General features: G+C 42.6%; 16 protein-coding genes. 13 read left to right on the plus strand and 3 right to left on the minus strand.

Features of this window, described 5'->3' with window-relative positions; translation table 11 throughout:
* Nucleotides 1–75 precede the first annotated feature (75 nt).
* The 4 genes from B0H99_RS08405 (at nucleotide 76) to B0H99_RS08420 (ending at nucleotide 3,435) form a co-directional block, all read left to right on the plus strand.
* Nucleotides 76–732: a hypothetical protein gene (locus B0H99_RS08405; protein WP_106533200.1), complete on the plus strand. Its 657-nt coding sequence runs from the start codon at nucleotides 76–78 to the stop codon at nucleotides 730–732.
* Between the two features lie 29 nt (nucleotides 733–761).
* Nucleotides 762–974: a hypothetical protein gene (locus B0H99_RS08410; RefSeq protein ID WP_106533201.1), complete on the plus strand. Its 213-nt coding sequence runs from the start codon at nucleotides 762–764 to the stop codon at nucleotides 972–974.
* A 100-nt stretch (nucleotides 975–1,074) separates the two neighbouring features.
* Nucleotides 1,075–2,343: an acetyl-CoA hydrolase/transferase family protein gene (locus B0H99_RS08415; RefSeq protein WP_106533202.1), complete on the plus strand. Its 1,269-nt coding sequence runs from the start codon at nucleotides 1,075–1,077 to the stop codon at nucleotides 2,341–2,343.
* A 255-nt stretch (nucleotides 2,344–2,598) separates the two neighbouring features.
* Nucleotides 2,599–3,435, plus strand: coding sequence for an STAS domain-containing protein (locus tag B0H99_RS08420; RefSeq protein ID WP_106533203.1), 837 nt, complete (start codon nucleotides 2,599–2,601; stop codon nucleotides 3,433–3,435).
* A 109-nt stretch (nucleotides 3,436–3,544) separates the two neighbouring features.
* Here the strand turns inward: B0H99_RS08420 and trhA are convergent, their stop codons facing one another.
* Entirely contained in the window at nucleotides 3,545–4,195 is a 651-nt protein-coding gene (gene trhA, locus B0H99_RS08425) for a PAQR family membrane homeostasis protein TrhA (protein WP_106533204.1), read from the minus strand.
* A 138-nt stretch (nucleotides 4,196–4,333) separates the two neighbouring features.
* On the opposite strand from trhA, the gene B0H99_RS08430 reads away from it, so the two are divergent.
* The 7 genes from B0H99_RS08430 to B0H99_RS08460 all read left to right on the plus strand — a co-directional run bounded on the left by B0H99_RS08430 (nucleotide 4,334) and on the right by B0H99_RS08460 (nucleotide 9,480).
* A complete protein-coding gene (locus B0H99_RS08430; RefSeq protein ID WP_106533205.1) occupies nucleotides 4,334–4,906 on the plus strand; it encodes a DUF1836 domain-containing protein in 573 nt (190 codons plus the stop codon).
* A complete protein-coding gene (locus B0H99_RS08435) occupies nucleotides 4,906–5,361 on the plus strand; it encodes a YaiI/YqxD family protein (RefSeq protein WP_106533206.1) in 456 nt (151 codons plus the stop codon). Before B0H99_RS08430 ends, B0H99_RS08435 begins: the two co-directional genes overlap by 1 nt.
* Nucleotides 5,362–5,496: 135 nt before the next feature.
* A complete protein-coding gene (locus tag B0H99_RS08440; protein WP_106533207.1) occupies nucleotides 5,497–6,189 on the plus strand; it encodes a type 1 glutamine amidotransferase domain-containing protein in 693 nt (230 codons plus the stop codon).
* Between the two features lie 140 nt (nucleotides 6,190–6,329).
* Nucleotides 6,330–7,400: a type III polyketide synthase gene (locus B0H99_RS08445; RefSeq protein WP_106533208.1), complete on the plus strand. Its 1,071-nt coding sequence runs from the start codon at nucleotides 6,330–6,332 to the stop codon at nucleotides 7,398–7,400.
* Nucleotides 7,397–7,912, plus strand: coding sequence for an isoprenylcysteine carboxyl methyltransferase family protein (locus tag B0H99_RS08450; RefSeq protein WP_106533209.1), 516 nt, complete (start codon nucleotides 7,397–7,399; stop codon nucleotides 7,910–7,912). Before B0H99_RS08445 ends, B0H99_RS08450 begins: the two co-directional genes overlap by 4 nt.
* A gap of 96 nt (nucleotides 7,913–8,008) precedes the next feature.
* A complete protein-coding gene (locus tag B0H99_RS08455; RefSeq protein WP_106533210.1) occupies nucleotides 8,009–8,290 on the plus strand; it encodes a hypothetical protein in 282 nt (93 codons plus the stop codon).
* Between the two features lie 92 nt (nucleotides 8,291–8,382).
* Entirely contained in the window at nucleotides 8,383–9,480 is a 1,098-nt protein-coding gene (locus tag B0H99_RS08460; protein WP_106533211.1) for an AI-2E family transporter, read from the plus strand.
* A gap of 116 nt (nucleotides 9,481–9,596) precedes the next feature.
* Here the strand turns inward: B0H99_RS08460 and B0H99_RS08465 are convergent, their stop codons facing one another.
* A complete protein-coding gene (locus B0H99_RS08465; RefSeq protein WP_106533212.1) occupies nucleotides 9,597–10,037 on the minus strand; it encodes a peptidylprolyl isomerase in 441 nt (146 codons plus the stop codon).
* Between the two features lie 75 nt (nucleotides 10,038–10,112).
* A complete protein-coding gene (locus B0H99_RS08470) occupies nucleotides 10,113–10,904 on the minus strand; it encodes an SDR family oxidoreductase (RefSeq protein WP_106533213.1) in 792 nt (263 codons plus the stop codon).
* Nucleotides 10,905–11,084: 180 nt separating this feature from the next.
* Here B0H99_RS08470 and B0H99_RS08475 point away from each other — a divergent pair, with 180 nt between their 5' ends.
* Nucleotides 11,085–12,071: an NAD(P)/FAD-dependent oxidoreductase gene (locus tag B0H99_RS08475; RefSeq protein ID WP_106533214.1), complete on the plus strand. Its 987-nt coding sequence runs from the start codon at nucleotides 11,085–11,087 to the stop codon at nucleotides 12,069–12,071.
* Nucleotides 12,072–12,368: 297 nt separating this feature from the next.
* On the plus strand, nucleotides 12,369–13,181 hold the full coding sequence (locus tag B0H99_RS08480; RefSeq protein WP_106533215.1) for a LysM peptidoglycan-binding domain-containing protein: 813 nt from the start codon (nucleotides 12,369–12,371) through the stop codon (nucleotides 13,179–13,181).
* The last annotated feature ends 328 nt before the right edge of the window (nucleotides 13,182–13,509 follow it).

Below are 13,509 nucleotides of genomic sequence, written 5' to 3' on the forward strand. Positions count from 1 at the left end.
AGTAAGCTTTTGGTGTTTAAATCCTTCCTGAATAGTGAATGACAAAAGTAACAGATGGTTCTGGAAGGAGAAAACATGGATACACTTCTTTATTTTTTCTTTACGGCGGCTTATCTCATATTGCTGATATGGGGCTTAAGCCAACAGAAAAAATGGAATATGATGTCATTTCTTTTTGCGGTAGTGCTTGGGCTTGTTTACGACAATGGCATAATTGCACTCGGCAAGTTTATAGGAGAAGGAGAGCTGCTTCAGGCGTTAAGTGTGCCGCGCTTTTGGATCCATGCTTTCTTGACGCCGACACTCGTGCTGTTTTCATGGAGCGCGTTAAAATGGGCTGGCGTGGAATGGGCAGAGAAAAAAGCAGTTTTAATTTTTACCGTTTTATACACGCTCGGGCTTGTCGTAATCGAATACATTTTTGAAACAGCCAATCTCACGTTGAAAAGTGCAAGCGAATATGGAGTTTTGCGTTATGTCTCAGCAGAACCCGCAACAGGACCTCCAATTATGGTCTTGCTTTTGACGGCCGTACTCATCTTTTCGGGGGCAATACTATGGAAACGAACAGGTTGGAAGTGGATGCTAATTGGTTCGGCCGTGATGGTCATCGGAAGCGCAGTCCCTATACCGGTTAACAGTTCTGCAGCAACCAACGGGTTCGAATTATTTTTGCTTTTTACGCTTGTCTGGACGAAAATTCATTTAGAATCTAAGAATGCTCGATCATGATCTGCAAACCGCTTAAAGGAGTTTTTTCTATGCGAAATTTCAGCTTCAAAGGCCGCATCATTTATTTTTCTGTAATTACAGTGATCTGCCTAGCTTTTTTCAGTCTCCAGCTTTTCGCAAATTCCGAAGGCTCTCCAGGTGCAGGTTCAGTCACCTTGCTAATCTTGTGGGGGTTGATGGCTGCGTTTGGTATAGGAGGGATCATTTTTAGCATCATACAACAAGGCCGTCAGCGAAAATGACGGCTTTTCGTTTTTCATAAAAAGCAGGACAATGGCTCAGAAAGCAAAGGGAAATATGATAGAATTTAACAATAGTAGCAGAGATGGGAGTGGAAGTTGAATGACCAAAAAATTGAGTGTTCCAGATTTGATCAGTTTGATTGAACCGGGAGCGGATATCATCATTCCAATAGCAAACGGAGAACCAATTCGGTTGCTTGATTTATTGGAGGAGAATGCAGATAAATTAAGTGGTGTAGCTATACACCAAATGTTGGCTTTGCGTCCTCGTTCGTATATTGAAGGTCAGTTCGAACAACTGAAACACGTATCCTATTTTCTTAGTGGAGCAACAAGAAAAGTGTACCAACAAGCAAAATTGGAGCTTGTGCCGAATAATTTTCATGAAGTTCCAAGAATGCTGAAAAAAATAACGAAAATGTCGATGATTATGACTGTCGCTTCCCCAATGGATGAACATGGCTATTTCACATTAGGAACGCAGGCGGATTACGTAGCTGAATTTATCGGTACCGTTCCTTTTGTATTGGAAGTAAACAATCAAATGCCAAGAACTTATGGTCGCAATCAAATCCATATTAGCCAAATCGCAGGCTATATTGAACATAATGCGACATTGATCGAAGAAAAATCTTCTCAAATCAGTGAAAAGGACATTCAAATCGCCACATCGGTAACTGCAGATATTAAAAACGGAGATACACTGCAAATTGGCATCGGCTCAGTGCCAAATGCAGTCATCAGCATGCTGAAAGATCATCGCCATCTAGGAATACATACCGAAATGCTGCCAGATGGCATTGTGGATCTGGTGAATGCGGGGGCAGTGGACGGAACCCGGAAATTTACGCATCCCGGCAAAATCATTGCGACTTTCGCCTATGGAACTAAAAAATTATACGACTTTATCGACAATAATCCGGGAGTCGAATTTCTTCCTGTTAGCTTAGTGAATGATCCCCGTGAAATTGCTAAAGAGAAAAATATCGTATCGATCAACGCCACAACTGAAGTGGATTTGTTCGGACAGTGCGCTTCCGAAACGGTAGGCGGCAAATACTATTCGTCGAGCGGCGGCCAGATTGATTTTGCTAGAGGCGTCCGGTTTGCGGAAAACGGCAAAGGTTACATCTGCATGCAGTCGACTGCAAGAAACGATTCCATCTCACGCATAAAACTTGATTTGGCTCCCGGTTCAGTTGTGACAACCGGGAAAAATGATGTTGATAATATTGTGACAGAGTACGGCATTGCGCGCCTTCACGGCGTGTCGCTTTCCGAACGCGCGAAACGCCTGATCGGCATCGCACATCCAAACTTCCGCGAAGAACTATTATTTGAGGCGAAAAAACGGGGCATCTTGATTTAACGGTGAAATTAGGGAGTCTTCATGGCCGGTCCGGTAGGGCGTCTCTCTTGAATCCAAGAGGCGGCGAGCAAATCGCTTGGAATTGTTGCTGTTCATTTAATTTAACGGCAATTAGGATTGCTATCATTTTTTACAACAAATGGACGATGATTAACCACAAGACTTCCGAAAACTAAACGAAAAAAAAGCCTTCTGTTTATTCAGAAGGCTTTTCTGTTACTATGAAAGTACAATGAAAAAGGAGAATTATGAGCAATGGGCCAAATCAGCAGGGAATTATATGAGTTTATGATTCAAAATAAATGCAATCTGACGGAGGAGTGGCTCGACAAGCGAAGCAAAGCAGATGGCTCCCCTTATTCGAAAAATGTGGCGATAGAAATGGAAGAACGGCTGAAAGTACAGAACGCAAAATTCATCGAAGCAGTTTCTTTGGTATTTATACAAGAAAGAGAAGAATATGGCCACTCCATCGAAGATTGGATTTCAGCAATCGCTCAAGAGCGGGTCCAACAAGCAGTTCCGCTTCACGAAGTAATTGCCCAACTGCGGATTTTCAGGGGCATTTACTGGGACTTTGTCCGGAAATTCTTTGAAGAGAACCCTAATGCTGTAAGTGAGGATGCATTACGTTGGAGCGAAGCGATAAACCATGCTTTTGACTATGTTATTGAAAGTTTTGCTATTCGTCATTACGAAGCAACCCAAAAAATCTTGGCCAGCCAACAAGCCATGATCAACGAACTGAGCAGTCCGATTATTCCCATTAAAAAAGGAGTGGGAATTTTGCCGCTTGTCGGCGATATTGATACCCACCGAGCTAAAGTCATTATGGAGACTGCACTCGAGCAAGGAGTAAAGCAACAGCTCCATACGTTGTATATCGATTTATCGGCAGTGGCAATTATCGATACGATGGTGGCGCAGCAATTGTTCCAATTGATGGCGTCATTAAAAATAATCGGCGTTCAATCGGTGCTTTCCGGCATTCGTCCTGAAATCGCCCAAACGGCGATAACACTTGGCGTCGATTTCAAAAACGTCAAAGTCCAAGCCAATTTAATGCGCGCATTGGAAACATACGAAGGCTAACCATAAAAAAGCCTGTTCTTCTTGTTGGTAGTGACCCCTTAAAGTTAGATTTGGACTCTAACTTTGGGGGTGCACTACCTTGCTTGAGAAGAACAGGCTTTTTTTATTTTTAAGCTAAAACATAAAAGTAAACGGCAATGAAATGGCATAGGCTGCCAAGCAAAATAAAGATATGGAAAATCTCGTGAAAACCTAAATACATGGATGATAAAAAATTAGGTTTTAATCCATAAATGATACCGCCAATTGTATAAAAGAGCCCGCCAGCCACTAACCAAAGCAACCCGCTAAGCGACATGCTGGCAGCAAGCGGCACAATGGCGAAAATGATGATCCAGCCCATGGCAATGTAAAGTGCAGTTGAAAGCCAACGCGGAGAGTGGAACCAAACCATTTTGAAAAGAATGCCGCTGATGCCAAGTACAGCCACAAAGGCAAACACTACCCAGCCGACCGTTCCGCCAAGAGCAATCAAACAAAATGGGGCATATGAGCCTGCGATCAATGCATAAATCATCGAATGGTCAAGTTTCCGAAGAAAAGCTATTGTTTTTGGTGTGGCAATCGCTGCATGGTAAATAGCAGAAGCAGAATAAAGGCACATTAAACTGATCCCGAAAATCATGACGGCTGCTACATGCAAACCTGGAGCATTGGCATATGCAGCTTTTAGTAGCATGGCACAAAATGCGATAAACGATAGAACAGCCCCAGTTAAATGGGATAATGCATTAAAAGGTTCTCTTATATATGTAGTCATTTAATATGCTCCTCGCTTTATGTAGTTATTAAAACTACTTATGATGATATATGTATGCAATTCAGTAGTCAAGCTTGGAGAATTTGTAATGATAAGTTAAACTATTGAATATCAAGCAACACGCAAGGAAGTGGACAATTGGACAATTATAAAGGAACCATTGATAAAAAGGATTTCCAAAATCAGATTCAAATAGAAGACATTCCAAAAATCGATTTATACATCGATCAAGTAATCCAATTGTTTGAAACAGGTTTTGCCGAATCCAAGAGAAACGAAAAGGAAAAAATTTTGACCAAAACAATGATCAATAATTATGCCAAAGGAAAGCTCTTTTACCCGCTTCATAATAAAAAATATTCCCGCAATCACGTTATGTTAATCTCTCTGATCTACCAAATGAAAAGTGTCTTGTCGATAAATGATATTAAAGGCGTGCTTGATGGCATCAATGAAAAAGCTGTTCAAAAGGACTTGGATTTGCAGCCATTTTACGCAAGCTACTTGCACCTCCAACAAGGCAATATTGCAAGTTTTGCCAATGAGCTTGAACGCCAGGAAAAAGAAGTGGCCGTGCAGATGCAGGAAGCCGGAGAAATGGAAGAATTTGAGCGAGTGCTTTTAATCGCTTCATTGGTCCATACAAGCAATTTGTACAAACGGGCGGCAGAAAAACTGTTGGATGAGATGAGCGAAGGGGCGGAAAGCTAATGTCAAAAATTCTAATTGATGCTGATGGATGTCCAGTGGTGGATCAGACCATTGCGGCGGCCAAACGCTTTGGGCTGCCAGTCCTGTTATTGTGTGATACCGCCCATGACATGCAGCGGGAAGGGGCGGAAACGATCACTGTTTCTAAAGGAGCGGACGCGGTCGACTTTGTTTTAGTTAATCGGGTCCTAAAAGGCGACGTAGTAGTCACGCAGGATTATGGATTGGCGGCTATGGTCTTAGCGAAACAGGGCTATCCTATTGATCAAAATGGGCGTGTTTATTCAGAAGAAAATATTAATCAGCTGCTTCATGGCCGGCATGTAGCGAAAAAAATCCGCCAAGCGGGAGGCCGTATGAAAGGCCCGAAAAAACGCCGGCCGGAAGACAATGAGAAATTCGAAAAAAGCTTGGTTGGTTTACTTGAAGCTGTTACCGCTAAATTTGAAGGATAGAGTCGGCAACAGCCTATAGACTCTGTCTTTTTTAATTAAACCGGTTTTTGATCCGTAGTGGAACCGGCAATGACTAACTTTCAGCTTAAAGGGAATACGAAGAAAAAGGACTTATTCGGCTGAAAGGGGATTAGCATGAAAAAAATCTTAATCGCGGTAACGAATCATGCTTCACTAGGAGTTCCAGGGAAGATGACGGGGTTGTGGCTGAGAGAACTGACGGACTTTTATCATGAAGTGAAAAATGAATTTGAAGTTGATATCGTCAGCACGGCTCCGGCACGGGTGCCGATTGACCCGAGAAGTCTGCTGGCTGTTCTGACCAATAAAAAAACGCGTCATTATTATATGGATGACAGCTTGATGGACCACTTGAAAAAGCCTTTAGTTCCAAGCCAAGTTGATGGACATGAATATGATGCCATATACTTTACCGGCGGACACGGTACTATGTGGGATTTTCCAAATAACAGTGAACTTCAGGAGTTGACTAGAACCATTTTCAAAAACGGAGGAATTGTATCAGCGGTATGCCATGGGCCGAGCGGCTTGTTAAATGTGCATCTGACAGGTGAGCGCCCCCTTCTTTCCGGACATGTGGTCACCGGATTTACTGACCGGGAAGAAAAACTGATGGGGTTATACAGCTATATTCCATTCTCGCTTGAACAGACTATGAAGGAACAAGGTGTTCTTTTTAAGCAAGCTCCACTTCCGCTGACGGAATGTGTGGTGGTGTCCGGAAAAATTGTGACAGGCCAAAATCCTGCATCCGCTAGAGGGGTAGCGCTTAAAGTGATTGAACAGATGCAAACAGAAACACCCTAAGCGTTTAACTTTTTTATGGGCAGGGTATTTGGGGGTAACATGTTAAAGCGGCGGAGACTCATTTTTTATAACAACAAGCCGGCAAGCCGTCCTTTTATAAGGATGGCTTTTTATCCCGAAAAGAAAAAGGAGGAAGTCGGATGTCATTTATTCGGAATGTGGTCATTGAAAATGCACCTTATTATGTCGATCAAAAAGAAGCTGTAAGAGTCGTAAGAAATCTTTTTGGCGGACATTACGAAGACATTGAAAGGCTGCTGCGGGTTTTTGGCAATGGCCAGATTGAAGGGCGGTATTTTGCAGCTCCGCCCGAGTGGTTTGAAAAAGAGCATGGACTTGAGGAAAAAAATCAACGGTATGTAGAAGAGGCGGTGCGAATGGGTAGCCGCGCCGTTTCTCGTTGCCTGGAAGAGTCAGGTGTGCAAAAAGACGAAATAGACGCTTTTATTTTTGTCTCGAGTTCCGGTATGTCGACGCCCACAATCGATGCGCGGATCATGAATGAGTTGCGGTTGCCGCCTCATATCAAGCGGATTCCTCTATGGGGGTTAGGCTGTGCAGGAGGGGCGTCCGGAATTAGCCGTGCCCATGATTACTGCCGCGCTTATCCTGATGCGAAAGTGCTCGTATTGTGCATCGAATTATGCAGCTTGACGTTTCAGCGATCTGATACTTCAAAAAGCAATCTGATTGGAACTTCGTTATTTGCGGACGGAGCCGCATGCGCTCTTGTAACAGGAGAGCGGGCTCAAATTTCAGGAGCCGGTTTTTTCATTAAAGAAACCCAATCAACGTTGATGCAAGATTCGGAAGATGTGATGGGCTGGGACGTAAAGGATCAGGGCCTTCACGTCGTTTTCTCTCGAGACATCCCCAAAATCATCGAAAAGTGGCTGAAACCCAATGTGGATCTCTTCTTAGAAAAAATTGGAAAAACTTCTTCGGATATCATTCATTTCGTTGCTCACCCTGGCGGAAAAAAAGTATTGGCCGCTTACGAAAAATCTCTCGGCATCTCCAATGAGAAAACGGACATCTCCAGAAATGTGCTGGCGAACTATGGCAATATGTCTTCGCCGACGGTGCTTTATGTTCTCAAGGAATTTATAGAACAACAGCCAAACCGAGGGGAAGAGGGGCTATTGACGGCCCTTGGTCCCGGTTTCAGCTCGGAAATGCTTTGGCTTGAATGGGGAGAAGTAGGTCAATGACTTTTTTTTGGATCGTCTTCGGCTTTGTTATTTTGCAGCGATTGTTTGAACTTGTATATGCCAAGTCCAATGAGCGAAGGATGAAACAACAAGGCGCCATTGAAGCGGGAGCTTCCCACTACAAGTGGATTGTCCTGCTCCATGTGCTCTTTTTCGCTTCCTTGCTTTGGGAAGTGATGTATACGGGAGCAGAGAGAAGTGGATCTTGGCTCTTCTTTTTATTGATCTTTATCATCGCGCAAATTTTACGCATCTGGGCTTTGTCTTCCTTAGGGCGTTTTTGGAATACAAAAATCCTTGTGCTTCCTGGAGCGGAAAAAGTGAAAAGTGGCCCCTACCGGTGGATTCCTCATCCGAATTACGTAGTTGTCGCTTTGGAAATCGCTTCCTTACCAATGATTTTTGGAGCATGGCGCACCGCTGTAATATTCACGATAGCAAACGCCTTGCTGCTGTTGTTGGTCAGGATACCGGCAGAAGAAAAGGCGCTACAGCAATTGAAGGGTAGCTGAATTGAAAATCTTTTGTTTTTGTAATTAAAAATAGATTTATTAGGGTATAGAAAGAAAGAGAAGAATTATAAAGTTTATATATGTGGAGGGATTTAGATGAAAAATTCAACAATGAACACAGTGATAGGAAGTACTTTAGCTGCAGCAGCCGGTTTTTTTGTTTTTCGGGCGGTTCAAGCAAAAAAACAAGTGCACGTTGCAGAAGATGTAGATATGCGCAATAGCCAGGAAGTCGATAAGCGTGAAAGCCCGGATGCGGATGTGGATCCTGCAGAAAAAGGTTTGACGGAATTGGACAGTGCTTACCGTGATGAATGGCAAGCAAACGGCTTTCCGCAGACACATCGGGAAATGCGCGAACTGGAAGAGGATAAGTAACCAGCCTTTAAAGAGCGGAAGCGATGATAGCCTTGCTTTCGCTCTTTTTTGATGAATTTTATTAAGAACGCCATAAAAAGGAGGTAGAGGGAATGTGGATAAGAAAACCGTTTTTTGAATACGCAACAGGAGTCCTTCTTATCGCTATTATTTTATTTTTTCTTGGGCGAATCGATTATGTATGGTTGCCCTTTAAAATTATTATCGCAACAATCTTTGCCCCTATTCTTATTGCCGGTCTTTTGTATTACATCATTCGGCCTTTTCTTAGGTTGTTGATGCGATATATGCCAAAGCACGCTGGAATTATTGTTTTATTCATGCTTGTGGCTCTTGTCATCACAACATCCGTCTATTTTCTTGGACCATTAATAAAAACCCAAGTTGAAAGCTTAGCAGAACTTGCGCCGGAACGAGTAGAGGAAGTAACAGAGGAATCGGAAAACGCCCTTTCGAAAGTTCAGTTTGCCGGAGTTTCAGGAAGAGAATTGAAAAACCAGGCACTTGGGTATGTTGAAAATTTATCGAATGGATTAATGCAAGATGTGGTGGATATTGCAACGATGGTCATGAATGTGGCTCTCGTCTTGATCATCGTTCCGTTTATTTTGTTCTTTTTACTGAGGGATGACGAGAAGTTGGTCCCGCATCTAATGAAATACCTTTCGGAAGACCGGAGATTGGAAGGCAGAAAAGTGTTGAAAGATGCCGATCAGGCTCTTTCTACTTATATTGTCAGTCAACTTATTGTAGCGGTGGTAGTGGGAGTCTTAATGTATATAGGATACATAATTATTGGGCTCGAATATGCATTCACGCTGGCAGTATTTGCAATGTTCCTTAATATTGTGCCATTTCTTGGTCCAATGATTGGTGTCGTGCCTGCTCTTTTTGTTGCATTGATCAGCCCGGAACCTTTTATGGCACTGAAGGTGCTTATTGTGCTCTTAGTCGTGCAGCAGCTGGAAGGGAATTTAGTGACTCCGAATATTATGGGCAGCCGTTTGAACATCCATCCTCTGACAATTATTTTATTATTGCTGGTGTCGGCAGCACTTTATGGGTTTATCGGCCTCTTGGTTGCTATTCCGGCCTATGCCGTATTTAAAACATTGGTGCACAATTTCAGGATCTTTATGAGGCTGCGAAGAAAGCGGGAAATTGCAAATGGGGTAAGCGGTAAAAGTTGATGGCTTTCTCATTACGCATTGGCCTTTCTTTTCACTTGTATAGTATGGTCATTTTCCATAATCATAAAATCATTAAAAAAACCGGCTTGGATTTGAATCCAAGCCGGTTTTTCGTTTTATTCTTCGTCAAAAACATGAACTTTAGTCATTTTGTCGCCATTTTTCATGGCTTTAGCTGTTTCAAGCCCTGAAGTTACTTGGCCAAAAACTGTATGCACGCCGTTAAGGTGCGGTTGTGGTTCGTGCACGATAAAGAATTGGCTTGAGCCAGTATCTCTGCCCGCATGTGCCATTGAAAGGCTGCCTGCTTGGTGTTTATGCGGATTGCCTTCAGTCTCACATTTGATGTTTTTGCCGCTGCCGCCAGCACCAGTGCCAGTTGGGTCGCCGCCTTGGGAAACGAAACCAGGAATAACACGGTGGAAGGTAACCCCGTCATAAAATCCGGAATTTGCAAGTTCTTCAAAGTTCTTTACTGTGTTTGGTGCTTCATTCGGGAAAAGTTCGAATTCGATCTTTTCGCCATTTTCCATATGGATGTGGCCTTTTTTCGCCATTTTCAACATCTCCTTTTTAGTTGGTTCATTTTCCAGTATATCGATTTTTAGCTTTTGTGTATAATCTTACGTTTACTACAAAGCTTTAAGCAGGCCGCCGTCAACTACGAGCGATTGGCCGGTCAAGTAAGAGTTCGCAGAAGAAGCGAGGAAGACCACAATCTTAGCAAATTCTTCGGGATCTCCAAACCGGCCGACAGGGATTTCTGATTCGCTTTTTTGGATGATTTTTTCAATCGGCACTTGCTGTCTGTCTGCCGCGAGTTGGTTCAGCTCCGCCACCCGGTCAGTAGCGATGCGCCCGGGACCAATTGTATTGACCATGATATTATCGCCTGCAACTTCGCGCGCCAATGTTTTCGAGAATCCGACCATTCCGGCACGAAACGTATTGGATAAGATTAATCCGTCGATTACTTCTTTAGTGGAAGAAGAGGAGATGTTAATAATGCGTCCGAATTGCTGCTTCTTCATATGGGGCAGAACTGCGCGTGCCGTCCGGATATAGCTTAAGAGATTCCGGTCAAACGCATTGTACCAGTCAGAATCGTCAACTGCGCTAAACCCGCCGGCTTTTGGTCCGCCTGTGTTGTTGATCAGTACATCTATGCGCCCGAACTTCTGGATGACGAATTGAAAAAGCGATAGAATATCGTGTTCTTTGGACATGTCACAAATACGCAGATGGACATCGCTGTTGCCTGTACGCTTTTGAATTTCTTCTTTTGTCAGTTTCAATGCTTCCTGGCTGCGGCTTGAAATGACGACGGTAGCGTTTTCTTTAGCAAATTCCATCGCAGCTGCTTTTCCTAACCCTTTGCTTGAAGCCATGACTACCACTATTTTCCCTTTCAATCCTAAGTCCATTTTGATTCATCCTTTCCTTCCTTCTAGTACTCTTAGTGTACCGAAAGCTGGAGCAACTTGCAGAAATTTAAGGCAGCTAAACATATTTTAATTTTCGGGTTTCCGTCATAAGTCCAATAGCGAGAAATAGGGGGGATTGTGCTAAAATATAGGTATTGATTAAAATTAGGAGTGTTATAAATGGAAGAACGTGAAATTTTCGATATTACAATTATCGGAGGCGGGCCAACAGGATTGTTCGCTTCCTTTTACGGCGGTATGCGCAAAATGAAAGTAAAGATTTTGGATAGTTTGCCTCAGCTTGGCGGCCAGCTGTCAGAGTTGTACCCTGACAAGTTCATTTACGATATTGGCGGATTTACAAAAATTTTAGCAAAAGACCTTGTCGATAACCTAGTGGTTCAGGCAAACTACGGAGACCCAGCTATTTGTCTGGAAGAAACAGTGGCAACAGTTGAGCGCGATGGTGACATTTTTGTTATTGAGACGGATAAAGGCTTGCATTACACAAAATCGATCTTGCTTACAGCTGGTGTCGGAGCTTTCCAACCACGCAAATTAGGCATTGATGGCTCGGAGCAATTTGAAGGCAAAACATTGCATTATGGAGTAAAAGATTTGGCGATGTTCCACGATAAAAAAGTGGTTGTTTTAGGCGGAGGCGATTCTGCAGTGGACTGGGCGATGATGCTTGAAGACGTAGCGGAGCATGTAACGTTAAGCCATCGCCGGGACAAAATGACAGCGCATGAAGCAAATATCGATGTGCTTATGCAATCAAAAGTAGAAGTCAAAAAACCTTTTGGGGTAAAAGAGCTGGTTGGCGATAATGGCCAAGTCCGCGAATTGGTCCTCATTGATAAAGAAGGCAACGAAGAACGTCTGGAAGTTGACCACGTTATTGTCAATTACGGAAACATCACATCTCTTGGCCCAATCAAAGAATGGGGCCTTGAAATGGAAAAAAACTCAGTAGTCGTCAATTCCAAGATGGAAACAAGCATTGAAGGCATTTACGCTGCAGGCGATATTGCAACGTATGAAGGGAAAGTTAAATTGATTGCTGTCGGATTTGGCGAAGCGCCAACGGCCATTAACAATGCAAAAGCTTATCTAGATCCGAAATCCAAACTCCAGCCGCTTCATAGTACAAGTGTCTTCAAGTAAATTTCAATACAGTAAAAAAAGCGCCCTGACAAAATAGGGCGCTTTTTTCTATGAAATTCTCAGCTTTCATGCAAGTAGATAAGCCATTCGTTATTTAAATGGGAATAAAATAATACAAAAAATTTAAATAGGATTAATTTTATTTTTTATCAAAGTATTTCCAGCTATATTACAAGCCGTAATATATCATACTTTTACGTAACGTAATTGATAAGTTTAAACCGTCTTCCTGTCATCTTCCTGAAATGTTAAGGTGTTATGATGCATTCAGACAGTGAGAAGGAGGAATTTCATTTCATGAAAAAACAAATTATCACGTTCACGGCAGTTGCGGCATTAAGTGTAGGTTTAGCAAGTCAAGCTAGCGCTAATTCATCGTATAAAGTAGAATCCGGGGACACGCTTTGGAGTATTTCTCAAGAGCGGAACGTATCAGTGGATCAATTAAAAGGGTGGAATGGTTTGTCATCGGACATCATCTATCCTAATCAAGAACTTGAAGTAGCAGGGCAAGAAAAACAACAACAAGCAGCGGAAAAATCTTCGTACATAGTACAAAGTGGAGATACGCTATTCAAAATCGCTCAAGCACACGGGATTTCACTGGATGCTTTAATGAGCTGGAACGGCATTACAGGCCATTGGATTTATCCAGGAGATAAATTGGTAGTCAAAGGCGGAACGCCAATTTCTGTACCAACACCAGTTGAATCAGCAGCACCAGCAGAAAAAGTGGAAAAAGCAGCAGCACCGGCACAAAAAGCAGCAGCACCGGCTAAAAAAGCAGCAGTAACAAAAGCTTCTGCAGAACCGGTTTCTGGTAAAGAGATGACTGTAACGGCAACAGCCTATACTGCATTCTGTGCAGGTTGTTCAGGAATTACAGCTACAGGACAAGATCTTCGTTCAAATCCGAACCAAAAAGTAATTGCTGTAGACCCTACAGTTATTCCACTTGGTTCTAAAGTTTGGGTAGAAGGATATGGAACAGCTATCGCTGGAGATACTGGCGGAGCAATCAAAGGCAATAAAATTGATTTGTTCATTCCGTCACAAGATGCAGCCATAAATTTTGGCCGCAAAACAGTTAAAATCAAGATTTTGAAATAAGCAAATAATGCTACAAAGCCGAGGTGTTCATTCCCTCGGCCTTTTTTTATGGGGAAAAAGAGAGTAATATGTAAGAGAATTTTCCACTTTTCTGATTTTTCTAATTTTTTTTATTGAATGTATGGTTTAATAGAGTTATCCTCAAGTTAAAAGCGAATAATATTTTTAGAAGTTTTGTGGAAATTAAGTACAACAATAAGAGGAGATTCTTTTCTATATGATAGTTGGGTTGTTTTCTGAAGCGGCTGTCTCGTGTTCTTTGAAGGAATAGAAGTGTTTTAAATTTTCTTCAAGCTCAAGTTACATTGCCATGCTGGGATTTGCTATA

The sequence above is a fragment of the Planomicrobium soli genome, from assembly GCF_003014655.1.
GTDB lineage: Bacteria > Bacillota > Bacilli > Bacillales_A > Planococcaceae > Planococcus > Planococcus soli_B.